The 24,233-nt window shown below is 70.2% G+C and carries 19 protein-coding genes and 1 other RNA gene; 4 read left to right on the top strand and 16 right to left on the bottom strand.

Annotated features, from left to right (window positions below; genetic code table 11):
• Positions 1–304: 304 nt before the first annotated feature.
• The 5 genes from AB6V31_RS09205 to AB6V31_RS09185 form a co-directional block, all read right to left on the bottom strand.
• Entirely contained in the window at positions 305–2,842 is a 2,538-nt protein-coding gene (locus AB6V31_RS09205) for a glycoside hydrolase family 65 protein (RefSeq protein ID WP_369365218.1), read from the bottom strand.
• Between the two features lie 122 nt (positions 2,843–2,964).
• Positions 2,965–3,699 (bottom strand): HAD family phosphatase, encoded by a 735-nt coding sequence (locus AB6V31_RS09200; RefSeq protein WP_056229557.1) that lies wholly within the window; start codon positions 3,697–3,699, stop codon positions 2,965–2,967.
• Between the two features lie 126 nt (positions 3,700–3,825).
• Positions 3,826–5,058, bottom strand: a complete 1,233-nt coding sequence (locus tag AB6V31_RS09195; RefSeq protein WP_369365215.1) for an acetate/propionate family kinase — start codon at positions 5,056–5,058, stop codon at positions 3,826–3,828.
• Complete coding sequence (pta, locus tag AB6V31_RS09190) at positions 5,055–7,199, bottom strand: phosphate acetyltransferase (RefSeq protein ID WP_074695681.1); 2,145 nt, start codon at positions 7,197–7,199, stop codon at positions 5,055–5,057. Before pta ends, AB6V31_RS09195 begins: the two co-directional genes overlap by 4 nt.
• Positions 7,200–7,257: 58 nt before the next feature.
• Entirely contained in the window at positions 7,258–8,019 is a 762-nt protein-coding gene (locus AB6V31_RS09185; protein ID WP_369365213.1) for a DeoR/GlpR family DNA-binding transcription regulator, read from the bottom strand.
• Between the two features lie 41 nt (positions 8,020–8,060).
• On the opposite strand from AB6V31_RS09185, the gene AB6V31_RS09180 reads away from it, so the two are divergent.
• Complete coding sequence (locus AB6V31_RS09180; protein ID WP_369365211.1) at positions 8,061–8,729, top strand: NUDIX domain-containing protein; 669 nt, start codon at positions 8,061–8,063, stop codon at positions 8,727–8,729.
• A gap of 45 nt (positions 8,730–8,774) precedes the next feature.
• Here the strand turns inward: AB6V31_RS09180 and ffs are convergent.
• From ffs to AB6V31_RS09150, 6 genes are all read right to left on the bottom strand, one after another.
• An RNA gene (gene ffs, locus AB6V31_RS09175) (signal recognition particle sRNA small type) lies at positions 8,775–8,871 on the bottom strand.
• Positions 8,872–8,930: 59 nt separating this feature from the next.
• The gene (locus AB6V31_RS09170) at positions 8,931–10,010 is read right to left on the bottom strand and encodes an ABC transporter ATP-binding protein (RefSeq protein WP_369365209.1); all 1,080 of its coding nucleotides are present in this window, start codon (positions 10,008–10,010) and stop codon (positions 8,931–8,933) included.
• The gene (locus AB6V31_RS09165; RefSeq protein ID WP_369365207.1) at positions 10,007–10,819 is read right to left on the bottom strand and encodes an ABC transporter permease; all 813 of its coding nucleotides are present in this window, start codon (positions 10,817–10,819) and stop codon (positions 10,007–10,009) included. The genes AB6V31_RS09170 and AB6V31_RS09165 overlap by 4 nt, the downstream gene beginning before the upstream one ends.
• The gene (locus tag AB6V31_RS09160) at positions 10,816–11,730 is read right to left on the bottom strand and encodes an ABC transporter permease (RefSeq protein WP_369365205.1); all 915 of its coding nucleotides are present in this window, start codon (positions 11,728–11,730) and stop codon (positions 10,816–10,818) included. The genes AB6V31_RS09165 and AB6V31_RS09160 overlap by 4 nt, the downstream gene beginning before the upstream one ends.
• A gap of 7 nt (positions 11,731–11,737) precedes the next feature.
• The gene (locus tag AB6V31_RS09155; protein ID WP_268104492.1) at positions 11,738–12,910 is read right to left on the bottom strand and encodes an ABC transporter substrate-binding protein; all 1,173 of its coding nucleotides are present in this window, start codon (positions 12,908–12,910) and stop codon (positions 11,738–11,740) included.
• A gap of 55 nt (positions 12,911–12,965) precedes the next feature.
• Positions 12,966–14,093, bottom strand: coding sequence for a TIGR03364 family FAD-dependent oxidoreductase (locus AB6V31_RS09150; protein WP_369365203.1), 1,128 nt, complete (start codon positions 14,091–14,093; stop codon positions 12,966–12,968).
• 172 nt (positions 14,094–14,265) lie between these two features.
• On the opposite strand from AB6V31_RS09150, the gene AB6V31_RS09145 reads away from it, so the two are divergent.
• The 3 genes from AB6V31_RS09145 to AB6V31_RS09135 are packed head-to-tail and all read left to right on the top strand — an operon-like array spanning position 14,266 to position 16,534.
• Positions 14,266–15,024 carry a GntR family transcriptional regulator gene (locus AB6V31_RS09145; RefSeq protein WP_268104494.1) on the top strand — a complete coding sequence of 253 codons (759 nt, stop codon included), beginning with the start codon at positions 14,266–14,268 and terminating at the stop codon, positions 15,022–15,024.
• Positions 15,021–15,713, top strand: a complete 693-nt coding sequence (locus AB6V31_RS09140) for a phosphonatase-like hydrolase (RefSeq protein ID WP_268104495.1) — start codon at positions 15,021–15,023, stop codon at positions 15,711–15,713. Before AB6V31_RS09145 ends, AB6V31_RS09140 begins: the two co-directional genes overlap by 4 nt.
• On the top strand, positions 15,710–16,534 hold the full coding sequence (locus tag AB6V31_RS09135) for an alkaline phosphatase family protein (protein WP_369365201.1): 825 nt from the start codon (positions 15,710–15,712) through the stop codon (positions 16,532–16,534). Before AB6V31_RS09140 ends, AB6V31_RS09135 begins: the two co-directional genes overlap by 4 nt.
• Positions 16,535–16,603: 69 nt before the next feature.
• Here AB6V31_RS09135 and AB6V31_RS09130 read toward each other — a convergent pair whose 3' ends face one another.
• From AB6V31_RS09130 to AB6V31_RS09110, 5 genes are all read right to left on the bottom strand, one after another.
• A complete protein-coding gene (locus AB6V31_RS09130; RefSeq protein ID WP_369365199.1) occupies positions 16,604–19,630 on the bottom strand; it encodes an alpha-mannosidase in 3,027 nt (1,008 codons plus the stop codon).
• 29 nt (positions 19,631–19,659) lie between these two features.
• Positions 19,660–20,571 carry a carbohydrate ABC transporter permease gene (locus AB6V31_RS09125; protein ID WP_143017913.1) on the bottom strand — a complete coding sequence of 304 codons (912 nt, stop codon included), beginning with the start codon at positions 20,569–20,571 and terminating at the stop codon, positions 19,660–19,662.
• Positions 20,568–21,500 (bottom strand): carbohydrate ABC transporter permease, encoded by a 933-nt coding sequence (locus AB6V31_RS09120; RefSeq protein WP_369365197.1) that lies wholly within the window; start codon positions 21,498–21,500, stop codon positions 20,568–20,570. Before AB6V31_RS09120 ends, AB6V31_RS09125 begins: the two co-directional genes overlap by 4 nt.
• Before the next feature lie 2 nt (positions 21,501–21,502).
• Positions 21,503–22,861, bottom strand: coding sequence for an extracellular solute-binding protein (locus tag AB6V31_RS09115; RefSeq protein WP_369365195.1), 1,359 nt, complete (start codon positions 22,859–22,861; stop codon positions 21,503–21,505).
• Positions 22,862–22,998: 137 nt separating this feature from the next.
• Entirely contained in the window at positions 22,999–24,204 is a 1,206-nt protein-coding gene (locus tag AB6V31_RS09110) for an ROK family transcriptional regulator (protein WP_268104499.1), read from the bottom strand.
• Between the last annotated feature and the right edge of the window lie 29 nt (positions 24,205–24,233).

Raw genomic sequence — 24,233 nt, 5'->3', positions numbered from 1 at the left:
ATCGCCTCCGCGGCCGCTCCCCGCGCGGTTCACCCTCCGCGTGGGGGGTGTATCGAGCACCGGATGCCGGATCCCCACGCCGCGACGCCGCCGCCACGCCGCTCGACGCTCGACCGACCCGCCCGCCGTCACCGGAACAGGAGACGTCTTCGGAACAGGCCGGTTCTTCTCTCGCCGCCCTGTTCTCGTCGCATCCGCCTGTTCTCATGCCATCCGCCGCGCCCCCGACGCCGGCGCCGCACCGCTCCCCCGAAACGCCGAACGCGGCGACACCCCGGAGGATGCCGCCGCGTCACGGAGAGACTCAGAAGCCGCCGTCGAGTCCGACCGCGATCGGGCCGGTGTCGTCGCCGACGATCGGGATCGCCGTGGTGACGATCGGGACCGACGCCGACAAAAGCGTCCCGTCCTCGCGCACCGATCCCTCGAGCTGCCGGATCGACGGGCGTCCCGGACGCACCGGACCCTGGCCGTGCAGCGCGACGCGCACCGTCTCGCCCGGGCTGACGGTGTAGTCCACTCCGCGCACCGCGAAGGTGACCGCTTCGCCCTCTCCCCCGGCGCGCAGGGTCAGCGCCGACGCGGTGAGGGTGATGTCGAGACGCGTGCCGTGCCAGTGCAGCACGTACGACAGCTCGGGCCAGTCGGCGGGCAGACGCGGGTCGAAGGTGAGCAGACCGAAGTGGTCGCGCATGCCGCCGAAACCACTCACGAGGGCCGTCCAGACGCCACCGGCCGAGGCGACGTGCACCCCGTCGGAGGCGTTGTGGTGCAGGTCGCCGAGGTCGACGAACGCCGCCTGACGGAAGTACTCCAGCGCGAGGTCCTGGTAGCCCACCTCGGCCGCGAGGATCGACTGCACGACCGCCGACAGCGTCGAATCGCCCGTGGTCAGCGGGTCGTAGTACTCGAAGTCGGCGAGCTTCTCGGCATCCGTGAAGTGGTTTCCCTGCAGGAACAGCGCGAGCACCACATCGGCCTGCTTGAGCACCTGGTACCGGTAGATCACCAGCGGGTGGAAGTGCAGCAGGAGCGGGCGCTGATCGGGCGGGGTGTTCTCGAGGTCCCAGATCTCGCGCTCGAGGAAGACGGCGTCCTGAGGATGGATGCCGAGGGCCTCGCTGAACGGGATGTGCATGGCCTCGGCGGCTTTGTCCCAGCGCTCGGGCTCGGAGGGGTCGAGGTTCATGCGGTCGGCCATCTGGGCGTACGCCTCGGGGCTGTTCTCGGCGAGATCGCGCACGGTGCGCGCCGCGAAGCGCAGGTTGAAGCGCGCCATGACGTTCGTGAAGAGGTTGTCGTTCACGACGGTCGTGTACTCGTCGGGCCCGGTGACGCCGTGGATGTGGAACGAGTCGTGCTCGCCCTCGTCGGCCGCGTCGCTCGAACGCCAGAACCCGAGCGTCGACCACAGGCGCGCGGTGTCGACGGCGATGTCCACCCCCTCGCGGGCGAGGAACTCCTCGTCTCCCGTCGCGCGGACGTACTTGGCCAGGGCGAAGGCGACGTCGGCGTTGATGTGGTACTGCGCGGTGCCGGCGGCGTAGTACGCGGAGGCCTCTTCGCCGTTGATGGTGCGCCAGGGGAACAGCGCCCCGGCCTCGTTGAGCTGGTGCGCACGCTTCCGCGCGGCGGGGAGCATGAGATAGCGCATGCGCAGCGCGTTGCGCGCCCAGAGCGGCGATGTGTACGCCAGGAACGGGAGGACGTAGACCTCGGTGTCCCAGAAGTAGTGGCCGCTGTAGCCGGATCCGGTGACGCCCTTGGCGGGAACGCCCTGTCCGTCGGCGCGGGCCGCGGCCTGCGCGAGCTGGAACAGACACCAGCGGGTGGCCTGCTGCAGGTCGCCGTGACCGCCGATGCGCACGTCGGAGCGGTCCCAGAAGTCGGCGTACCAGGCGATCTGCTTCTCGACGAGCTTGTCGATGCCCGTCTCGACAGCGCGGTCGAGCGTACGACGGCAGCGGTCGAGAAGCTCACCCGTGGGGACACCCCGTGAGGTGTGGTAGCTCAGGAGCTTGGTGATCGTGGTCGGGACGCCGGCCCGGGCATGGACGCGATAGACGTTCTTGGCGATGTCGGGCTCGATGAGCTGTCGCGAGGTGTACTCGTTCTCGGTCTCGACGAGGTGGTCGGCGATGACCGCCAGGGTCATGTTCGACTCGCTGACCTCGTAGCTGAGCGCCGAGCGGTTGCCGTCCTGCCAGTACTCGCGCGGCTGCAGCACGCGGTCGCTGAGCTTCTCGGTCTTCCGCGGGTCGAAACCGGACTGCTTGGATGCCATCGGCGAGCCGCCGTAGATGCCCTCGCCGTCCTGCCGGTTCAACAGCTGGCTGCTGACGGTGACGGGAGCGTCGGCGTCGAGCACCGTGACGGTCAAGCGGAGCACCGCGAGGTGCTTCTCGTCGAAGGACACGAAGCGTTCGTCCTCGATGCGGACGCGCTTGCCCGAGGGGGTGACCCACAGGATGTTGCGGCGCAGGATCCCCTGGCGCATATCGAGCACGCGCTCGTACTCGCGGACGTCGGCGACATCGAGCGAGAGCGGCTCGTCGTCGACGTAGACGCGCATGACCTTGGCATCCGGAGCGTTGATGATCGTCTGCCCGACCTCGGCGAAGCCGTAGGCCTGCTCGGCGTGACGGATGGGGAACGTCTCGTGGAAGCCGTTGATGAACGTGCCCTGTTCGAGGGCGAACCGCCCCTCGATCGAGTTGCCGCGCAGGCCGAGGTAGCCGTTGCCGACGGCGAAGAGGGTCTCGGTGACCCCCACGTCGTCGATCGAGTACTCGGTCTCGACGAGGCGCCATTCGTCGACGGGGAAGCGATCGCGATCGATCATCGGGGGCGTGCCTTCCGGTGGCAGGGTCGAACGTCGACGCGAGACGGCGGGGGGCCGCTCGCGCGGGTGGTGCGCGGTGTCGCCGTGCGGGACAGCGCGGGGGTGTCGCGGGTGGTGACGGCTCAGTCTACGAACGCGGCGAGGTCGTCGACGACCACGGTGGCCCCGGCGGAGCGGAGGTCGTCGGCTCCGACGCCCCGGTCGACCCCCACGACGACGCCGTAGCCGGCGGCGACGGCGGATTGCACGCCGCTCAGCGCGTCTTCGACGGCTACGGACCGCGCGGGGTCGACGCCGAGCAGCCGAGCCGCTTCGGCGAAGACATCGGGGGCGGGCTTCGACGAGAGGTGATCGCGCTCGGCGATGACACCGTCCATCACGACGGGGAAGCGGTCGCGGATGCCCGCGGCTTCGAGGACCTCGACGGCGTTCTTCGAGCTCGAGACCACTGCGATGGGGGTCCCCGCCGCCTGGAGCACGTCGAGGAGCGCGACCGACCCCGGGTAGGGGGCAATTCCCTCGCGACGGAGGATCTCGGAGAAGACGACATTCTTTCGGTTGCCGACCCCGCACACGGTGTCTTCGGACGGATCGTCGGAGGGGTCGCCCCACGGCACCTCGACGTCGCGGCTGCGCAACAGACTCGCGACCCCGTCGTACCGCTTCTTGCCGTCGACGTACTCGAAGTAGTCGCGATCGGTGTAGGCCGGCTCGATCTTCCACGCCGCGAAGAGCTCGTCGAACATGGTCTTCCAGGCCCTCATGTGCACCTCGGCCGTGGGTGTGAGCACGCCGTCGAGATCGAAGAGCACACCCTCGAATGCGGTGAGGTCAGGCAGGTCGGGGCTGTCGGTCACGGCGGGCTCCAGGTCGGGATGCGGTGCGTGGGCGGCGGGGCCGCGGCGCTCTCAGGGTAGCGGGCGGGCCCCACCGGGGCGGGTCGTGGCGTCGGTTCATTCAACCCGGTAGAGGGTCGATGGGGGTCAGTTTGCGACGGACAGCGTCTGCCGAGCGATCTCCAGCTCCTCATCGGTGGGTACGACGAGCACCTCGACGCGCGAGGAGTCGGTGGAGATGCGCCGGATGCCGCGACCGCGCGTCGCATTGCGCTCGGCGTCGATCTCGACCCCGGCGAATCCGAGCGTCGCCATGGCTTCGGCGCGCACGGCGGCGGCGTTCTCGCCCACTCCCGCGGTGAACGAGATCACGTCGACCCCGTTCAATTGGGCGAGGTAGGCGCCCGCGTACGCGCGCAGGCGGTGGATGTAGACGTCGAAGGCGAGGCGCGCCGCAGGGTCTCCCGCCTCGCGTCGCTGCTGGATGTCGCGCATGTCGGACACCCCCGCGATGCCGAGCAGGCCCGAGCGCTTGTTGAGGAGCGTGTCGAGGTCGGCGGTCGACATGTCGGCGCGCCGCGCGAGCTGCAGCAGCACCGCCGGGTCGAGGTCGCCCGAGCGTGTGCCCATGACGAGCCCCTCGAGCGGGGTGAGACCCATCGACGTGTCGACCGAGCGGCCGCCCTCGATCGCGGCGACCGAGGCGCCGTTGCCGAGGTGGAACACGATCTGCTTCAGCTCGGCGAGCGGGCGCCCCACGAAGGCGGCCGCGGCCTCGCTGACGAACTTGTGGCTGGTGCCGTGGAAACCGTACCGGCGGATGCGGTGAGCCTCGGCGACCTCGCGGTCGATCGCGTAGGTATACGCCTCGGGGGCGAGCGATTGGTGGAAGGCGGTGTCGAACACGGCCACGTGCGGGACGTCGGGGAACGCCTTCTTCGCCGCGACAATCCCGGCGAGGTTCGCGGGGTTGTGAAGCGGCGCCAGCACCGAAAGCTCGTCGATGTTGATCTCGACGAGGGGGGTCACCACGGTGGGCGCGAAGAACCGCGCACCTCCGTGCACGACGCGGTGACCGACCGCGACGGGGGCGTACTCGTCGAGCGAAGGCCCGTGCGCGGCGAAGGCGTCGAGCATGACCGCGAAGCCCGCGGTGTGGTCGGGGATCTCGCGCTCGATCGTGTACGTGGCATCCGTCACCGTGGGTGCCGGAGCCTCGGGGGCGGCGAGAGCGGCCGCCGTGACCGTGTGGGTCGCAACGCCCGTGCCCTCGCCGATGCGCTCGACGAGACCGGATGCCAGCACGCGCTCGTGCGCCATGTCGAGCAACTGGTACTTGAACGACGACGAACCGCTGTTGACGACGAGGACGACGCTCACTGGGTGCCCCCCTGGGCCTGGATCGCGGTGATGGCGATGGTGTTGACGATGTCGTCGACGAGGGCGCCGCGCGAGAGGTCGTTGATGGGTTTGTTCAGGCCCTGCAGCACGGGGCCGATGGCCACCGCGCCGGCCGAGCGCTGCACGGCCTTGTAGGTGTTGTTGCCCGTGTTGAGGTCGGGGAAGACGAACACCGTCGCCCGACCGGCGACCTCGGAGTCGGGCATCTTGGCCCGCGCGACGGCGGCGTCGGCCGCGGCGTCGTACTGGATCGGCCCCTCGACGAGCAGCTCGGGCGCGCGCTCGCGCACCAGGGCGGTCGCGGTGCGGACCTTCTCGACGTCTGCTCCCGTGCCCGACTCCCCCGTCGAGTACGACAGCATGGCCACGCGCGGCGCGATGCCGAACTGCTCGGCGGTCGCGGCGGAAGACACCGCGATGTCGGCAAGCTGCTCGCTCGTGGGGTCGGGGATGACGGCGCAGTCGCCGTACACGAGCACGCGATCGGCGAGGGCCATGAGGAACACGCTCGAGACGACCGAGACGCCGGGGGCGGTCTTGATGATCTCGAACGCCGGGCGGATCGTGTGCGCCGTGGTGTGGGCGGCTCCGGAGACCATGCCGTCGGCGAGGCCGAGGTGCACCATGAGCGTGCCGAAGTACGACACGTCGGTCACGGTGTCGGCGGCCTGGGCATAGGTGACGCCCTTATGGGCGCGGAGCCGCGTGTACTCGGTTGCGAACTTGTCGACGTGCACGGCGTCGAAGGGACTGAGCACCTCGGCGTCGCGGATGTCGATGCCGAGCTCGATCGCGCGCCCGCGCACCTCGATCGGTTCGCCGAGGATCGTGAGGTCGGCGATGCCGCGCGAAAGCACGGTGGCGGCGGCGCGCAGGACGCGGTCGTCGTTGCCCTCGGGCAGCACGATGCGGCGCTTGTCGCTGCGGGCGCGGTCGACGAGGCCGTACTCGAACATGAGCGGGGTGACGACGCTCGGGCGGGCGACGCCCAACTCGCGCGTGAGCAGCTCGGTGTCGACGTGGCGCTCGAAGAGCGCGAGCGCGGTGTCGTACCGGTGCTGCGAGTCGGCGGCGAGGCGACCGCGCGTGTTCATGATGCGCACCGCGGTGTCGTAGGTGCCGAGGTCGGTCGCGATGATCGGCAGGGGCGAGCCGAGGCCGTCGATCAGGCGCACGATCGCGTCGGGCAGCTCGAACCCGCCGTTGAGCACGATGCCCGCGAGCGAGGGGAACGTGCCCGAGGCGTTGGCCAGCAGGGCGGCGATCAACACCTCGCTGCGGTCGGCCGGGATGACCACGACCGCCGACTCCTTGAGTCGCGGCAGCACGTTGACCATCGACATGCCGGCGACGACGACGTCGAGGACCTCGCGGGTCAACAGAGCCGGGTCGCCCTTGATCAGCTCGCCCTCGACCGAGCGCAGCACGCCGCGCACCGAAGGGGCGATGAGGAAGCGGTCTTCGGGGAGGGCCCACACGGGCACGCTGCGACGCTCGGCCGGAGCCCCGACCGGAACCGCGTCGACGACCTGACGCACGGATGCCGTGATCTCGTCGAGGTGGTCGGGATCGGCGCGGTTGGCGATCACGGCGAACAGCGCGGCCCGCTCGTGCTGCAGCTCGGAGACGGCGAGCGAGGCGATCTGCCCGACCTCGTTCGGGGTGCGCGCGACCGACATGCCCAGCGTCTCGCTGTGACCCTGCTGCGCGCGACCGCCGAGCACGAGCAGCACGGGGGCGCCGAGGTTCGCCGCGATGCGGGCGTTGTAGGCGAGCTCTGCGGGGCTGCCGACGTCGGTGTAGTCGCTACCGATGATGACGACCGCGTCGCACTGGGCCTCGACGGCCTTGTAGCGCTCGACGATGCGGGCCAGCGCGGCATCGGCGTCGTCGCGCACGTCGTCGTAGGTCACGCCCACGCAGTCGTCGTAGGCGAGGTCGACGCTGTCGTGATCGAGCAGCATCTCGAGCACGTAGTCGCGCTCGGCGGTGGAGCGCGCGATGGGCCGGAACACCCCCGCGCGCGGGGTGACGCGGCTCAGGGCGTCGAGCACGCCCAGAGCCACGGAGGACTTGCCCGAATGACCTTCGGCCGACGTGATGTAGATGCTCTGCGTCACGGAGCCAGCCTATTGCGGGCCTCCGACACCGCCGCGGGGTTGCTTCGGCGTCGAGTGATCAGGAGCGGTGCGCGGACAGGATGCGCGCACCGGCCGAGCGGAGGTCCCCGGCGAGCGCCGCGTCGGGGTCGAGGTCGGCGATGATCCCGGAAACCCCGTCGAGCGGGAGGATGCCGAAGCGCGACGCCGTCCCGAGCTTCTCCTCACTCGCGAGGACGAACGTCTCGGCCGCGCGGGCCGCGAGCGCGCGCTTCATGGCCGCCTCCTCGGCATCCCCCGTCGACAGTCCCGTTTCGGGGTGAACCCCCGTCACACCCAGGAAGAAGAGGTCGGCGCTGACGCTCTGCGCTGCTTCCATCGCCGCGGCTCCGCAGGCGACCGCCGAATGCTTGTAGAGGCGCCCACCGAGCACGATGACCTCGGCGTCGTGATCGAGGAGCGCGGCGGCGATCGTCGGCGAGTGCGTGATGATCGCGCCGCCGAAGGAGCGTGGCAGCAGGTCGACCATCGCCAGGGTCGTCGTGCCCCCGTCGAGCAGGACGGTGGAGCCGGGCTCGATGAGGGCGACCGCGGCGGCGGCCACGCGCTCTTTACTCCCCCGAGCGACCTCGCGACGGGCGGAGTAGTCGGCGACGGCCGGCGACGCCGGGAGCGCCCCGCCGTAGACGCGGACCGCGAGGCCCGCGGCATCCAATTCTCGAAGATCTCGGCGGATGCTGTCTTCGGAGAGTCCCCACTCGACGGCGATGTCCTTCACGACGAGACGCCCGTCGCGCCGGAGCCGGTCGAGAAGGGCGTCTTTGCGGGCGGCGGCGAGCATGGTTCACATTGTTGCACGTTTCTGCACTATCGTTCCGAATCATGAACGACGCGCGCCCCGGCACCACCGTCCCCGATCACCGCGGTCGCACAGGGCTGCACCTCACGGGTCTCGCCCTCGACCGCAACCCGCGGGTGGAGGTCACCGACGTCGACCTCCTCGCGGCCGGCTGGCACGTGCTGCGGGCGACGACGTTCCGCTACCGCGGAGACGACGGCGAGTGGACGACCCTCACGCGCGAGACCTACGACCGCGGCAACGGGGCGACGATCCTGCTCTACGACCCCGACCGGCGCACCGTTCTGCTCACCCGGCAGTTCCGCTACCCCGCCTACGTCAACGACCACCCCGACGGCATGCTCATCGAGACCGCCGCAGGCCTGCTCGACGACGACGATCCGATCACCGCGATCTGCCGCGAGGCCGAGGAGGAGACGCGGGTGCGGGTCGACGAGGTGCAGCACGTGTTCGACGTCTACATGAGCCCGGGATCGGTCACCGAGCGGCTGCACTTCTTCGCCGCGGCCTACGACGGCGCCCAACGCGAGGGCGACCGCGGGGGCCTTGCCGAAGAGAACGAAGAGATCGAGATCGTCGAGTACGACATCGACGTCGCGCTGGCGAAGATCCGCGACGGATCGATCCAGGATGCCAAGACCATCATGCTGCTGCAGTGGGCGGTGCTCGACGGGCCCTTCGCCCGGTACTGAGGCACGGCATCCGAGATCGGGCTCCGGGCTCCGGTTTCCGGGCAAAGAAAAGACCCTCCGCGCACCCGGTAGAGCCTGGTTACCCTTGCTACGTTTCCGTCCTGGGGGAGTTGGCCGGGATACCGCCACGCGGAGAGCCGAGTACAGCCTACCCGACGCGAACGGGCGCTCGTGGTCACCGGCGCCGCGCGGGCACTGCTGTCAGCGCGGCCGCACGACCACCGGAAACCCCGCGAACCGCAGCCGCACGGCCTCGTCGGGTTCGCGACGATCGGAGGCGTCGTGCTGCACCGCGACGATCATCCCGTCGGCCAGACGCACCGAGGTGCGCCGGAGCGATCCGAGGAAGCTAGACGCCACCACCGTGGCATCCACTCCCCCGGAATCGAGCGTGAACGCGACGTCCTCGGGGCGGACGTACACCGAGACGTCCCCCTCGACGGGTGGACCCAGCACGGGCAGGACCCGCCCGCAGACCTCGACCTCGGCGCCGCGGGCGACGCCCTCGAGGACGTTGCTGAGACCCACGAAATCGGCGACGAAGGGCGAGACCGGACGACGATAGAGCTCCTCGGGCGTGCCGATCTGCTCGATGACGCCGTCGTGCATGACGGCGACACGATCGGCGACGGCGAGAGCCTCTTCCTGATCGTGCGTGACGAACACCGTCGTGATGCCGAGATCGCGCTGGATGCGACGGATCTGCTCGCGGAGCTTCACGCGCACCTTCGCATCGAGAGCCGACAACGGCTCATCGAGGAGCAGCACGCGGGGCCGGGTGACCAGCGCGCGGGCGAGGGCGACGCGCTGCTGCTGACCGCCCGAGAGCTCGTGCGCGTAGCGACCGCCGCGGTCGCCGAGGCCGACCATGTCGAGTGCCTCCTGCACGCGCACCGCCCGACGCGCCGCGTCGACCTTGCGCATCCGCAGGCCGAACTCGACGTTCTGCGCCGCGGTGAGGTGCGGGAAGAGGGAGTACGACTGAAACACCATCCCGATGTCGCGCTTGTCGACGGGCACGCGCGACACGTCGGTGCCGTCGATCGAGATGGTTCCCGCGTCGATCCGGTCCAACCCCGAGAGGGCGCGGAGCAGCGTCGTCTTTCCGCAGCCCGAGGGACCGAGGAGGGCGACGAACTCCCCCGGACGCACGTCGAGGCTCACTCCGCGCAGTGCCACGTGGGGCCCGAAGGACTTGTGGATGCCGGCGAGCGAGACCGCGGTCCCGGTGACGATCAGCGGGCCGGTGAGGGGCGCAGCGGTGGGAGGGGGGACGTTCATGAGGTTCTCCGGGAGGGTCGGAAGGAGCCGAGGCGGCCGATGACCAGCAGCAGCACGAACACGAAGACGAGGGCGGCGAGAGAGAAGATCGCAGCGACGTAGGGGTCGCTCTGCTGCAACAGGAAGAGGGCGGTCTGAAAGGTCGTGCGCGACAGGAACGATGCGATCGTGAACTCGCCCAGCACCACCGCGACCGTCAGCAGGCACGCCGACAGGATGCCGCGGCGAAGGTTCGGGAGGATGACGCGGAACACGGTCGGGACGGCCCCCGCTCCCAGCGACCGCGCCGCCTCGCCCAGGACGACCACGTCGAGGGCGGCGATGTTCGCCTGGATCGGTCGGTAGGCGTACGGCAGCACGATGACGCCGATCGCGAACGCCAGGGTCCACGCGGCACTGCCGAACGCCCCCGAGACCACCTTGTAGACCGGCACGAAGCCGACCACCAGCACCACCGTGGGCACGGTCAACGGCAACAGACACACGAACTCCACCACGCGGCGCATCGCCGGGTAGCGCATCTCGACCAGCAGAACAGTGGGCACGAGGACGAGCAGCACGATCGCGACGGTCACGACGCAGATGCCCAGCGAGTTGCTCAGCCCGCGGAACAGGCCGTCGTAGGCGAGCTCCTGCGCCGGATCGACGATCGCCGCGTAGTGCACGAGCGTCAGGGCACCGGGGTCACCCGAGACGCGGAACGTGAACAGCAGCAGGGCGACCAGCGGCAGCGCGAACGCGGCGGCGGCGACCACGAGAACAGCCACGGCGCCCGAGCGGCCGAGGGCCGCGCCCACCGGCCGGCTCACCGCCGCCACCGCCGCGCGCGACGATCGAGGACCGCGTAGCCGGTTATGACGACCGCCATCACCACGACCATGCCCAGCGCCAGGACACCGGCGGTGTTCGCCAGACCGGGGATGGTCTCGCTCGTCACCTGCTGTTTGATCGCGAGCGGCACGATGCCGCCCTGATCGATGAGGGCCGCCGCCGTGGCGAAGGACGAGAACGCGCTCGCGAACACGAGGATCGTCGACCCGCCGAACGCCGGCGCGAGGAGGGGGGCGGCGATACGCGTCCAGTAGACCCGTCGCGGAGCGCCCAGCGTCGCCGCCGCTTCCGCCCACTGCGACTGCAACCCCGTCAGGGCGGGGAGGAAGGTGAGCACCATCAGGGGCACCGAGAAGTAGACGTACGGGAAGACGAGCCCGCCGACCTGATAGAGCAGAGGACCGTTCGGGGTCAGCGAGTTCAGGTCGAGACCGAGACTCTGCTTGAGCCACACCGTGAGCACACCCTGCGCGCCCATCAGGGCGATGAACGCGAAGGCGAGCATGATCCCGCCGAACTGCGCGAGAGCGCTGCACGCCGAATCGGCGGCGGAGCGCACCCACCCCTCGGGGTCCATCCCCGCGAGGGCCACGCAGATGATCGCCCCGAGCACGGCCGAGATCGCCGCGACCACGGCCGAGAGCCACAGGGAGTTGACGAAGGTGGTGACGATGAAGGGCGAGACGAAGGCCGAGAAGTTCGACAGGGTGAACTCCCCCTTCGCGGTGAAGAACCCGCTCGCCACGGCGTAGACGGTGGGGATGGCGAGGAACAGCAGAACGTAGACGGCGAAGGGCGAGAAGCCCCACCAGCCCAGGCTCCGGCGTCGGAGAAGTCCAACGCCGGAGCGGGGGGTGGCCGTCGCGATCCGAGCGGAGGCGGCGGTCATGGGGCGATCAGCCGATCGCTGCCGACCAGGTCGACCCGAGCACCTTCGCGGCGGCGGCCGCCTGGTCGCTCGTGAGCTGCACGAATTGCGCCGGCGGCTCGCCGACCTTCTGCAGCACCGACTGATCGACCGTGCCGTTGGCCATCATCGCCTTCAGCGTCGAGGGGTACGCCCCCGAGGCCAGGTAGAGGTTCTGCACCTCGGGGCTGTAGAGGTACTCCTCCCACAGGCGCGCGGCGGCGGGGTGCGGGGCGTCGACGTTGACGGCCTGGTTGTAGTAGCTGCCCAGCGCGACGCCGGGGAGCACGACCGTCTTCCAGTTCGGGTTGCCTGACGAGCCGCCGTCCGGGCCCCACGCGAGGTTGTTGTAGCTCCACTGGATCACCACGGGGGTCTCGCCCGAGGCGACGGTCGCCTGCGTCGGCAGGACCGACAGCATGTTGCCCGCCTTCTTCAGCTTCGAGAAGAAGTCGACGCCGGCGCTGATGTCGTTCACGCTGCCGCCGCTCTGCAGAGCCGCCCAGTAGACGGCGCTCGCGGCCTCGTTGGCCTGCGTCGGGTCGCCCTTGATGGCGACCTTGCCCTGGAACTCGGGCGAGAGCAGGTCGGCGACCGAGGTGGGAGGGGTGGTGATGACCGAGGAGTCGTAGCCGATCGACATCAGTCCCGTGTAGTCGTAGAACCAGGAACCGTTCGGGTCCTTGAAGTCGTCGGGGATGTCGCCCCAGTTCGACACCGTGTACGGCGTGACCAGGTCGAGGTTCTGGCTCAGCACGGCGGTGCCGATGTCGAAGACGTCGGGAGCGGTGTCCTGACCCTTCTGCGACTGGGCCGCTGCGACCTCGTCGGCGCTGGAGCCGTTGGGGTTCTGCGAGTCGATCTGGATGTCGGGGTACTTCGCTTGAAAGCCCGCGATGATCTTGCCGTAGTTGGCCCACGACGGCGGAAGGGTGATGACGTTCAGCTTGCCCTCGGCGTTGGCGGCGGCGACGAGGCCGTCCATTCCGCCGAAGTCGGCGGCGCTGGTGGCCTTCTGCTTCTGTTCGAGCGTCATCGAACCGGTGGCGGCGTCGGAGGCGCCGGAGCACGCCGAGAGCGTCACGGCGACGGCGGCGACGGCCGCGGTCGCGACGACGGCGCGCACGAGGCGGCGTGCCGTCACGGGGGTGGAGGAGGGCATGGGAGTCCTTTCGGGCGGGTACTCGAGTGGAGAGGGAGAGGCAGCGAAGGAGGAGTCAGAGGATGCCGTGGCGCTCGAGGGCGTCACGGGCGAAGCCGAGAGCGGTGGTCATGCCGATGCCGCTGGTCACGGACGCGATCACGAGACCCGGCCGCGGCGAGACCAGCAGGTACGGCGAGACCTCGCTCGCGGCGTAGACGCCGCGCCAGCGTCGGCGGACGCGGAGGGAGTCGACGCCGAACAGTCGGCGGAACCGCTCGAGGAGCAGTTCGTCGAGGGTCTCGTCGTCGAACGGGTCGAGGGTGCGCTCGTAGTGGTGGGTGTCCCCAATGACCACGCGTCCGCCGGGACGTTGGGTGGCCATGAGATTGACGACGTGGGTCACCAGCTCGGGGTCGGTCGCGCCGAGTTCGGCGCGAACGCCGTCGGCGGCGGCGGTCTCGGCGAAACCGCCGTAGCGCAGCAGCGAGGTGCCGGTGAAGAGTGCGGGGTCGAGGGGCGTCGCGTGCGGGGCATCGATCTCGAGCATCCGCAGGCGGCAGCGGCGCACCGCGCCCTCGCCCGCGATGTCGGGGAACAGGCGGTCGACGTCGTGACCGACGCACACCGCGACGGCGGTGGCGGGGAACCAACCGGCGGCCGTCCGCACGCCGTCCTCCCGCAGATCCACCACGTTCTCGCCGAATCGGATGTCGACGCCAAGCTCCCGCAGATGCCCGATGAGGGCGGGGATCACCGTCGGCGCGTCCACGCGCAGGTCGCGGGCGAGGAATGCTCCCCCCACCGCGTCCGGCGCCGCCCATCCCAGGCGCGCGGCCACGTCGCGGGGTCGCAGGATCTCGGCCTCGCCGGGGCGCGCCGCAGCGAACTCGTCGAGCACCGCCATCTCGGCATCCGTGCGGGCGACCACGACCGTTCCGCTCTCGCGCACCTCGATGCCGGCGCTCGCCGGGAGCGTCAGCCAGGCGTCGCGGGCGACCTCGGCGTACTGCCGCGCCAGCCCGGCCTGAGCGCTCGTGCAGATGTGACCGAAGTTGCGCACGCTCGCGCCGACGGGGCGATCGTCGCGGTCCAGGACGATCACCGACAGACCGGAGCGGACCGCGTGCCACGCGTGAGCGAGGCCGACGATGCCCGCACCGACGACGACGAGATCGACGGGGGACGCAGACGGGGTGTTCACGCCGACGAGTCTTACCCGTCGACGGGGTCGAATCCGCTCGCTCGCGGCACTTGTCATGCGATGTTCACCCGACGAAGACGTCGCCTATAGAGGGGTCTGTCGAAGGTGAACGGCGACCGAACACTGCCTATGCGGGTGGCATGCCGCTCACTTGTGTTGACAAGCTGATCCCATGCTCCTCCACGAAACCGTTCACTCGTCGCTGCGCGAGCGCATCGTCAGCGGAACCCTGGCGGTGGGCACGCCTCTGCCCTCGACAGCGGAACTGTGCGTGGAGTTCGGCGCGTCCCGGGGCCCGGTGCGACAGGCCCTCGCAGCTCTCGCCGCCGAGGGCCTCATCGCGACCGGTCAGGGCCGCGTGCCCACCGTCGCGCGCGCCCCGCTCGCCCAGGACATCGACGACTTCTTCTCGTTCTCGGCGTGGGTGTCCTCGCTCGGGCGCACCCCGGGCCAGCGCACGCTCGAGATCGCCGTCCGTCGTCCCTCCGACGCCGTCGCCGCCGCTCTCGACCTGGACGACGACGCGCGGGCCGTCGAGCTCGTGCGCGTCCGGTCGATCGACGGCGAACCGGTCATGATCGAGCGCACCGCCTTCGTCGAGCCGGTGGGCCGACTGCTGTTCGACCTGGACCCCGACGCGGGCTCGATCTTCGCCGGGCTCCTCGCCCGGGGCGTGGCGCTCGATCAGGGCGAGCACACCATCGACGCGGTCGCCGCCGATGAGACGGATGCCGCAGAGCTCGGTGTCGAGCCCGGTTCCCCGCTCCTGCGGGTGAGACGGGTCACGCGGTCGGACGACGGCGAGGCGCTCGAGGTCTCGGACGACCGGTACCGCCCCGATCGCGCCGCCCTCATCATCCACAACTCCCGCTCGCGGGGTCCCGCCGGACCCCACGCCTCGCGCAGTATGACTCCGGAAGGTTCTCGATGACCGTCTCGCTCCTCTCCCTCGACATGGCCGGCACGACGATCGACGAGGGCGGCGTCGTCTACGAGCTGCTCTCGCGGTGCGTGGCCGACGAGCTCGGCTCCCCCGTCCCCGCCGACGTCCTCGCGCCCTGGACGGGAACCGACAAGACCGAGGCCATCCGCGGGCTGCTGACCACCCTCGGGGGCGATCCCGCGCGCACCGAGGCCGTCTACGCGGGCTTCGCCGCGCAGCTCGACGAGGCGTACGCGGCCGCGACGCCGACACTGTTCCCGGGAGTCCGCGAGGCGATCGCCTCGCTCCGCGCCGCCGGGGTCAAGGTCGCCCTGCAGACCGGGTACACCCGAGAGGTGGCCGAGGGGCTGCTCGCGAGAGTGGGTTGGGAGGTGGGGATCGACGTCGACGCCCTCGCGACGTCCGAGCTCGTGACGGCGTCGCGACCGGCCCCGTACCTCGTCTTCCGCACCATGGAGCTCACCGGCACCCGCTCGGTCGCCGAGGTGCTCGTCGCGGGAGACACCCCCAACGACCTCGCGGCCGGAACCGCCGCCGGCGCCCGTTTCGTCGTCGGCGTGCGGACGGGGGCCGGGTCCGCTGCCGACCTCGGCCGATCGCGGCACACCCACCTTCTGGACGGCGTCGCCGACATCCCCGCGCTGCTGGATGCCGCGGGCGAGCTTCCGGCCACATGAGCCCCGCGCGCAAACTGCTCCTCGTCGGCATCGACGGGCTCCGGGTCGACGACGCCCTCGGCTCCCCCGCCGCGGCCCCGCGGCTCGCCGCGTTCGCCGCGGGCGGTCGGCTGCTTCCCCTGACGATGGAGGTGCCCACCGTCTCGGGGCCGGGGTGGTCGTCGCTGCTGACGGGCACGCGCCACACCGAGCACGGCGTCATCGACAACCTCTTCACCGGGCATCGACTGCGTCGCCACCTCGATCTGCTCGCTCGCGCAGCGGTGGACCGCCCCACGGCCACCACCTTCGCCGCCGTCGATTGGCCACCGCTCGTCGATCCGGCGGGGCCCGGTCCGATCATCGCCCCGAACCCCGACCGCGAACGCACGGGGCTGCACACGGTCGTCCTCCGCGACGGCGAGACCCACGGATACGGACCGACGGATGCCGAGATCGCCGCCGCCGCGCGGGCGCACCTGCGTGCCGTGGGCCCGGACGTGTCGTTCGTGTACCTCGGTGAGGTCGACGAGGCGGGTCACCGCTTCGGGGGAATCGCTGCGGAGTACACCGCCGCGATCCGCCGGGTCGATGCGCTCCTGGGCGGGATCCTGGACACCGTGGCGGAGCGCGCCGCCGCGCACGGGGAGGATTGGCTCGTCGCCGTCACCACTGACCACGGGCACCTCGACTCCGGCGGTCACGGCGGGGACGCGGCGGTCGAACGTCGTTCGTTCCTCGCGCTCGGCCGTGTGGGCGGGGACGCTCCCCTGCCCCACCCCGAGGGGATCGAGCCCTGGCAGGTCATGGACCTGCTGCGGGCGGATCTCGTTCGTTCCTGAGGCGGCCAGGGTCGAGAACGACGGGACGGCCGGGGCGTTCGCGCCCCGGCCGTCCTCTCCTCCAGCGTGTCAGCGCGACAGACGCAGCGTCACCAGGTGGAACGGGCGCAGCTCTAGATCGACGATCCCGCCCTGCACGGCGGTCACCGCCGCGGCCTCCAGGTCGCGCTCCAGGAGATCGGTCTCGCTCACGCGAGTGACGTCGAAGCCGGCCTCGAGCCGGGCCTGCGTGCGCTCCCCCAGCGCTTCGTAGAGACGTACGACGACGTCTCCCGACCCGTCCTGGGCGAGCTTGACGGCCTCGACGACGACACCGGGGGCATCGATAGACACCAGGGGCGCCACGCTCTCGCGCGCGGCATCCGTCACGACCCGCATGGGAAGGTTCGTGCGGTAACCCTCCGCGACAGCGTCGAGCACGTCGGCCCCCACGACGATGCCCACCTCGAGGTGATGCGCGCCCTGGTCCTGCCCGGGGTCGGGGAAGATCGCCGAGCGGATGAGAGAGAGGCGCACGAGCGAGAAAGTGCCCCCGCCGTCCCGCTCGTGACGGGTGATGTCGTGTCCGTAGGTCGAATCGTTGGTCACGGCGACACCGAAGTCCGGTTCGGCGACGCGCACCCAGCGGTGCGCGGCGGTCTCGAAGCGGGCGGCGTCCCACGAGGTGTTCGTGTGCGTCGGGCGCGTGATGTGACCGAACTGGATCTCGGATGCTGCGCGGTCGGTGTGGACGTCCACGGGGATGCCGAGCTTGAGCAGCTTCTGCTGTTCGTGCCAATCGATGTCGAGCGAGAGACGCACCGTGCGGGAACCCGCGGCGAGCGCAATGCGCTCCACGATCGTCGAGTCGCCGACCGTACGCTCCACGACGACCGCGTCACCTTCGGCGCGCACCGCGTCGGCGCCGTCGAGGGCGGTGGCGTGCCGGCGGTAGGTCTCGTCGATGTCCCACGCGTCCCACTGCGTGGGGGTGTCGCGGAAGATCTCGAACAGCCCCGCGACCTGTCCCGCGGGAACGACCTCGCGGCCGGTCACCACGTCGACGAGCGAGATGAGCAGCCCCCGGGCATCGATCACGGCGTGGATGATGCCGTTGTCGAGCACGAATCCGTCACCCTCGGCGCGCGGGGTCACGTCGCGAAGGCTCGGCGCCGCTGCGATGCCCAGGGCCGGGGAGCCCGCTCGGGAATGAGGCGTGGCGTTGGCGAGCAGGGTACGGTCGCCCTCGCCGACGAGCGCGCGCAGGCTGTCGGTGATGATCTGCTCGAGCTCGGTCGCGATCGCTTCGTAGTTGCGCTCGGCATCGCGGTGGACCCAGGCGATCGAGGTGCCGGGCAGGATGTCGTGGAACTGCTGCAGCAGCACGAGGCGCCAGAGGCGCCGCAACGCCTCGGCCGGGTACGTCGCACCCACCCGCACCGCGGCGGTCGCCGACCACAGCTCCGCCTCGCGCAGCAGGTGCTCACTGCGGCGGTTGCCCTGCTTGGTGCGCAGCTGGCTGGTGTAGGTGCCGCGGTGGAACTCGAGGTACAGCTCCCCCGCCCACACGGCCGGGTCGGCGTACTCGGCCTCGGCCGTCTCGAAGAACTCCCGCGGGGTCGAGTGCTTCACGATCGGGGCGCCCTCGAGCGAGCCCGTGCGCGCGATCGTCGCGGTCATCTCGCGGGTGGGGCCGCCGCCGCCGTCGCCGAAGCCGTAGGGAAGGAGCGAGGTGCGCGCCCGGCCCTTGTCGGCGAAATTGCGCTCGGCGTGCGCGAGGTCGGCCGCTGTGACCTCGGAGTTGTACTTGTCCACGGGCGGGAAGTGGGTGAAGATGCGCGAGCCGTCGATGCCCTCCCACCGGAAGGTGTGGTGCGGGATGCGGTTCGTCTCGTTCCACGAGATCTTCTGCGTGAGGAACCAGCGGGCTCCCGCGGCCTTCATGATCTGCGGCAGGGCGCCGCTGTATCCGAAGGAGTCGGGCAGCCACACCTCTTCGGTGTCGATGCCGAACTCCTCGAGGAAGAAAGTCTTGCCCTCGACGAACTGGCGGGCCATCGCCTCGCCGCCGACCATGTTGGTGTCGGACTCGACCCACATGCCGCCCACCGGCACGAAGCGTCCCTCGGCGACGCGCGCCTTGAGTCGCTCCCACAGCGCCGGGTAGTGCTCCTTCATCCACGCGAACTGCTGCGCCGACGAACTGGCGAAGACGAACCCGGGGTCTTCGTCCATCAGCGAGAGCACGTTGCTGAAGGTGCGCGACACCTTGCGGGCGGTCTCGCGCACCGGCCAGAGCCACGCCGAGTCGATGTGGGCGTGGCCCACCGCGTGAAGGACATGGGCGCTGGATGCCGCGGGCGCGGCGAGCAGCGGAGCGAGCACGTCGCGACCGGCCTGTGCGGTCCCGGCGACGTCGTGGGGATCGACCGCGTCGATCGCGGCATCCATCCCCTCGAGGAGGGTCGCGCGGCGCGCCGAGGTCGCGTCGAGCTCGGCCAGCAGACCGTGGAGCAGGCGGAAGTCCTGCAGGAGTTCCCACACCGCGATATCGCGGAGTCCGATCGACATCTCGCGCAAGACGTAGAGGGGGGCGTCGCCCGCCGTCGCGGGGTCGCCGACCGGGGTCGGCTCGAACGTGAAGAGGCTCCCCACGTCGGGGTTCGACGCGGCCTCGACGAGGACGTCGATCCGGCCGTCGGCGTCGATCGCGGCGGCGGTGGCGTTGTTGAACGGCGAGATGCCCTTGATCGGGGCCCCGTCGCGGTTCCAGATCAGCGCCTCGCACTGGAAACCGCTCTGCCCGGCCGTGAACCCGAGGTCGACGACGAATTCGGCGACGGTGCCCGCGGGAAGGACCCCCGAGTCGTCGCGCCACGCGGCGGGGGTCTCTCCCGACACGGCGAACCAGGTCGTCCCCCATGCCCGGCCCCACGGCGTTCCGATCGCGAAGGGGCGGTATTCGGCATCCCGAGCCTCGTCGAAGGTGACCGGCTCGCCGGGGGCCTCCCACGCCGAGATCTCGAGGGGCTGACGGTCGCGGTAGACGGCGGGGGCGAGACGCTCGCGGACGAAGCGTTCGATACGCATCTCGATGAGCGCGGTGCGGTCGTGCATGAAGTGGGTTCCTTGTCTGGGGGGACGGGTCAGCCCTTGACCGCGCCGGCGAGAGCCGACGGGCCGCCGAGTCCGCGCTGCACGAGGACGTACAGGCCGAGCACCGGAAGGGAGTAGACGATCGAGTAGGCCGCGAGCTGGCCGTAGGCCACGGCTCCGAACGACCCGAAGAAGTTGAAGATGCTGACGGCGGCCGGCTGGTAGTCGGGGCTGAGCAGCAGCACGAAGGGGACGAAGAAGTTCCCCCACGCCTGGATGAAGGTGAAGATGAACACCACCGCGATGCCCGGGCGCATGAGGGGCAGCACGATCTGCACGAGCGTGCGCATCGACCCCGCGCCGTCCATCCAGGCCGCGTGCTCGAGCTCGACGGGAACCCCGTCCATGAAGTTCTTCATCATCCAGATCGCGATCGGCAGGGCGCTCGCGGTGAGGAAGAGGATCGTGCCGCCGATCGAGTCGATCAGGTTGAGTTGGACGAACAGGCTGTAGACGGGCACCATGATCGCCGTGATCGGAAGGCACGTGCCGAACAGCACCGCGTAGAGGAAGGGCTTGCCGACGCGCATCTTGTACCGCGAGAGCGGGTAGGCCGCCAGCGAGGCGAGCACGACCGTGGCGATCGAGGTGCCCCCGGCCAGAAGCACGCTGTTCCACAGGGGCTGGAAGAGCAGGTCGGGCTTCATCACGGCCGCGAAGTTGTCGAGGGTGACGACCTCGGGCATCTTGATCGCCAGCGTGGGCTGCGCGTCGAGCGAGGCCGTGACGAGCCACACGAGCGGGACCACGAACAGGATGCCGACCACGATCAGGAGCGTGTTGGCGACGACGCGAAGGGCGCGCGTGCGCGGCGACGACAGCGACGCCTTCTTGCGCGCGGGGGCGCGGCGGGCCGAGCGGACGCGCGCTCCGGTCACCTCGGGGAGGGTGGCGGTGGTCATGACGAGACCTCCTCGCGCAGAGCGCGGACGTAGAAGAACGAGAAGATCGCGCCGATGAGCAGCATGATCGTGGCGATCGCGGTGCCGTAGCCGAGCTCGCCGAACTTCAGACCCTGCTGGTAGGCGAGGATCGGCAGCGTCGTGCTCTTGGTGCCGGGGCCACCGCCGGTCATGACGAAGATCAGCGTGAAGACCGACAGGGTCTGCAGCGTCACGATCATCGAGTTCGTGCCGATGGTCGAGCGGATCATGGGGATCGTGATGAGGAAGAGGCGCTTGATGCCGCTCGCCCCGTCGACCTCGGCCGCCTCGGTGATCTCGGGCGGCACGTCGGCGAGGGCCGCCGAGTAGACCATCATCGAGAACGCCGTCCCGCGCCAGATGTTGGCGAAGATGACCATGAGCACCGGCATCGTGAAGAGCCAGCTGACGGGGTCGAGACCGAAGAAGCCGAGGATCACGTTCAGGGTTCCGTTGTCGCGGAAGAACGCGTACGCGGCGAAGGCCGCGACGATCTCGGGCAGAACCCACGCGGTGACGACGATCGTGCCGACCACCGCGGTGACGACGCGGTTGCCCGAGCGCATCATGAGAGCCAGGGCCAGCCCCAGGATGTTCTGACCGATCACGGCCGAGAAGAACACGAACACGATCGTGTTGACGACCGCCACGGGGAAGTCGGGGGCCTTGAAGAGCTGGGTGTAGTTGTCGAAGCCGATGAACTGGCTCGCGACGGCGGTCGAGCCCGACAGGGTCGCATTGGTGAGCGAGCCCCACAGCGACACGAGGATCGGTCCGAGCAGGAACACCGCGAGCAGCAGCGCTGCGGGAAGGAGCGGGAGCGCCCGGGCCGAGGACCGGAGGCCGCGCGTGGTGGCGCGCGACCTCCGGTCGGTTCCGGTCGCCCCGGTCTGAGCCAGGGCGGTCACGATCAGCCCTGCTGGGTGTTGTCTTGACCGACGATGCCGATGACGGCCTGGTCGTAGGCTGCGGCGGCGTCGTCGACGCTGGACTGCCCGGTCATGACCGCTTCCATCGCGACCTGGATCTGGTTCGAGATCTTGTCGTAGTCCTCCGTCGCCGGGCGGAAGTGCGTCGTGTCGACGAAGCTCGAGAAGGTTTTGAAGCTCGGGTTCGCGTCGAGGTACTCGGTGGACTGCGCCACGTCGGCGCGGACGGCGATCTGGCTGTTGTTGATGTCGTAGGACGTGGCGTTGTCCTTGTTCACCGCGGTGGAGAGGAAGTCCCAGGCGGCGTCGGCGTTCTTGGTGTTCTTGCCGATGGCGAGCGTCCACCCGCCCGACATGCTCGTGGTGCCGGGCGCCTGGCCGTTCTGGGTGGGCATCGCGGCGATGCCGAGCGTGTCGCTCCACGCGGGCCACGGGGCGGTGCCGCCATCGACCCACGCTGCCGACTGCCACGAGCCGTCGAGGGCGATCGCGAGCTTGCCCTTCGGCAGCCAGTCGGCGGTCACGCTGGTGAAGATGTTGGGGTCGAGCGCCTGCTGGAGCGAGGGTCCGAGGCCGCCCTGGTAGACGTCGGAGACGAACGTCAGCGAGTCCTTGAAGCCTTGGCTGCCGACGACCCACTTCTTCGAGGAGGTGTCGTAGAGGGTGTCCTCGGTGCCGTAGAGGAGCATTTCCAGCCCCTGCATGGATGCCGCTTCACCGGCCGTCTTGCCCGAGTACACGTTCATCGGGATGACGTCGGGATCGGCCGCCTTGACCTTCTCGGCCGCCGAGAGCACGTCGGCCCAGGTCTTGGGCTGCCACGGGACGGAGATGCCCGCCTTGGCGAAGATCTGCTTGTTGTACCAGAGGCCGCGGGTGTCGGTTCCGAGCGAGACGCCGTAGGTCTTGCCGTCGGGGCCGAGGCCGGCCTGCTTGGCGCCGTCGGCGAACTGCGACCAGTCGCTCCACTTCGCGAGGTAGTCGTCGAGGGGCAGCAGATAGCCTGCCGCGGCGTCGGACTGGATCTTGAAGGTGTCTTCGTACTGGACGTCGGGGGCGGTGCTGGCCGACTTGTTCATCAGCGCGAGCTTCGTGTAGTAGTCGGCGCCCTCGGCCTGGATCGGCACGAGCTCGACGGTCATGCCGGGGTGCGCGGCCTCGTACTGCGACTTCGCGGTCTCCATCAGCGTCTGCATCTGGTTGAAGGTCGCCGTGGTCTGGTACGCGACGCGGATGGTCTTCGCGTCGCCGGCGTCTCCGCTGCCCGCGGAACAACCGGCCAGGGCCGCGGTCAGGGCGGTGGCGGTCAGAAGACCGGTCACCATCGTCAGTTTCTTCATGAAAGCTCCCTTGCTCGGGTGGAGACACCACGTCGCCAGAACCTTTTATAAATCAAATGGACTAACTCGGCAAGTCCGAACGGCGCAGCCCATGTAACGATCGGGAAACGCGCGGCTCCGCGCGCCGGGGGTCGGGCTCAGAGGGCGATCATCATGCGCGTCGGCCGTGCCGCGAAGGCGCCGTCGAGCATGAGGCAGGCGGCCCCCACGGCCGCGACGTCGGTTCCGACCCGCGAGCGACGCACGACGATCTCGCGCGTCGCGGTCGAGGCCGCGTCGACGGCGACGCGCTCGGCGACGACATCGCCCAGCACCCCCGCCAGGCGCTCCCACACGGGGCCGCCGAGGACGACCTCGTCGACGTCGATCAGGTTGTTGGTCACGACCAGCGCGCGCGCGATCCGCTCCCCCGCCCGCCGCAGCACCGCGGCCGGCACCTCCTCGCCCTCACGGGCGTCGCGCACGAGCCGGTCCAGGTCGGGGCGCGTGTCGCCGGCCGCCGCGGGAGCGTACCCGGCCTCGGCCAGCAGCACGCGCGGCTCGATCGACACCCCGAGGCACCCGCGAGCGCCGCACGCGCAGGGCGGACCATCGGGATCGACGATCACGTGGGCGATGCCACCGGCGTTGCCGGTGCGTCCGCGCACCGGCGCACCCGCGATCGCGAGCCCCACACCGACGCCCGCGCCGTAGTACAGGAACATCGCGTCCCCGAGGGCGTCGGAGCGGTCGAACCACATCTCCCCTACCATCGCGGCCGTCACGTCCTTCTCGACGATCACCGGCAGGCCCGTGACGGCGCCGAGGTCTTCGCGCACGTTCACGTTGTGCCACTCCGGCAGCAGGGGCGGATCGAGAAGGCGGCCGCCGCGCGCGTCGAAGGGACCCGGGGCTGCCACACCGACCCCGAGGACGAGCTCGCGGGGGATGCCGGCGCGCTCGACGATCGCGTCGACAGCGGCACCCACGGCATCCACCAGTCCGGCGGGAGTCGACACCGCCGGGCGGGCGATCTCGTCGTGCGCGATGACCTCACCCGCCATGTCGACCACCACGACCGTGTCGACCACCGGGTCGAGGTGCACCCCGACCGCGAACCGCGAGCGCGGCTCGAGCTTGAGCAGCGTGCGGGGCTTGCCGGGACCCGAGATGACCTTGCCGGCCTCGACGATCAGCCCTTCGTCGGCCAGGCGACGGGTCACGTTGCTGAGCGTCTGGGCGCTGAGACCCGTGCGCGCCGACAGTTCGACCCGGCTGAGCCCCTCGGGCGAGCGGCGGATGTGATCCAGCACGAGAGCCTGGTTGTACTCCCCGACGGCGGGCAGGTTGGATCCCGTACGCATGACCCCTGCCCTCGTTCGCCGGTCCGCGG

This window comes from Microbacterium sp. 16-032, from assembly GCF_041079455.1.
Taxonomy (GTDB): Bacteria; Actinomycetota; Actinomycetes; order Actinomycetales; family Microbacteriaceae; genus Microbacterium; species Microbacterium testaceum_A.
Note: the sequence above shows the minus strand (reverse complement) of the source record. Positions and strands in the feature narration are given on the sequence as shown.